The 1,645-nt window shown below is 77.8% G+C and carries 1 protein-coding gene; it reads left to right on the forward strand.

All coding sequences use genetic code 11. The features are described from left to right. The coding region (locus WA788_RS35225) for a polyketide synthase dehydratase domain-containing protein (RefSeq protein WP_335984515.1) at positions 1–1,645 on the forward strand (1,645 nt) is incomplete at both ends.

Below are 1,645 nucleotides of genomic sequence, written 5' to 3' on the forward strand. Positions count from 1 at the left end.
GAAGACCGTGTCCCTGCCGACGTACGCCTTCCAGCACGAGCGCTACTGGCTGGCGCCGGGCGAGGCGGTGCCCGGGGCGGTCGCCGCCGGGTCCGAGCGCGTCGAGCACCCGCTGCTGACCGCGGGGGTGCGGATCGGCGACCAGGACCAGTGGCTGTTCACCGGGCGGGTGAGCACGGACACGGACGCCTGGGTCACCGAGCACCTGCTGTTCGGCACGGTCGTCGTGCCCGGTGTCACGCTGGTGGAACTGGCGCTGACGGCCGGCCGGCAGGTGGGCTGCCCGGTGGTGGAGGAGCTGGTGCTCGGGACGCCGTTCCTGCTGCCCGCGGGCACCGCCGTCCAGGTGCAGGTCACCGTGGCCGAGCCGGACGACAACGGCCACCGGGCCGTCGCGATCTACACCGTCCCCGAGGGCACGCGGCGCGGCGAGTCGATCTGCCACGCGCGCGGTGTCCTGGCCCCCGGGACCGAGGAGGAGCCCGGACTCGACGTCGAGCCGGTCGCGGACTGGGCGGAGCAGTGGCCGCCGGCGGACGCCGAACCGGTCCCGGCCGAGCGCCTCTACGACCAGCTGACCGAGCTGGGTTACGACTACGGCCCGGTGTTCCAGGGCATGCGGGCCGCCTGGCGCGACGGCGACGAGATCTACGTCGAGGTCGCCCTGCCGGACGAGTACGTGGACGCCGCGGGCGGGTTCGGCGTCCACCCGGCGCTGTTCGACGCGGTGGTGCAGGGCGGCGTGCCCTTCTTCGCGGGTGGCAGCGAGCACAAGATGCCCTTCAGCTGGACCGGGGTCCGGATCGGCCGCCGCGGCACCTCGCAGCTGCGGGTGCGGGCCGGGGCGCTCGGCGACTCCACGGTGCGGTTCGACGCGGTCGACGACACCGGCGCCCTGGTGGTGTCGGTCCGCTCCCTCGTCCTGCGGCCGGTGGACCAGGCGCAGTTGGCGAGTTCCGGGCGGTCCGGGGCGGCCGACAGGTCGCTGTTCACGGTGGAGTGGGCCGAGGCGGCGGCCGCGAGCGGCACCGGCCCGGCCGAGGTCGCGGTGCTCGGCGCGGACGGGGCGTACGCGGACCTGGCCGCGCTGGTCGCGGCGGTGGCCGCGGGCGCGCCGGTGCCGGACGCGGTGGTGACGGCGGTGCCGTCCGCGGGCGGGCCCGACGGCGCCGCGGTGGACGTGGCGGGCGCCGCGCACACGGCGGTGGCGCGCACGCTGGGCCTGGTGCAGGAGTGGCTGGCCGCCGAGGCGCTGGCGGACTCGCGGCTGGTGCTGGTGACGCGGGGCGCGGTCGCCACGGGCGGTGAGGCGCCGGACGTGGCGGCGTCCGCCGCGTGGGGCCTGGTCCGCAGCGCGCAGTCGGAGCACCCCGGGCGCTTCGCCCTGGTGGACCTCGACCCGGCGGCGGACCCGGCGGCCGGCGGCGACGGCGACGGGGCGGGCTTCGGGCCGGCCGCGCTCGCCGCGTTCGACGAGCCGCAGGTGGCGGTGCGCAGCGGGCTGGTGCTGGCGCCGCGGCTGGCGCGGGCGGTGGTGTCCGCGGAGCCGGGCGGGCTGTCGGCGCTGTCGGGCGCGGACGGCGCCGGTGCGGATGGCGCGGTGCTGGTGACCGGCGGTACCGGTGGCCTGGGTGCTTTGGTGGCG

Source organism: Streptomyces sp. CA2R106 (assembly GCF_037034245.1).
Classification (GTDB): domain Bacteria; phylum Actinomycetota; class Actinomycetes; order Streptomycetales; family Streptomycetaceae; genus Actinacidiphila.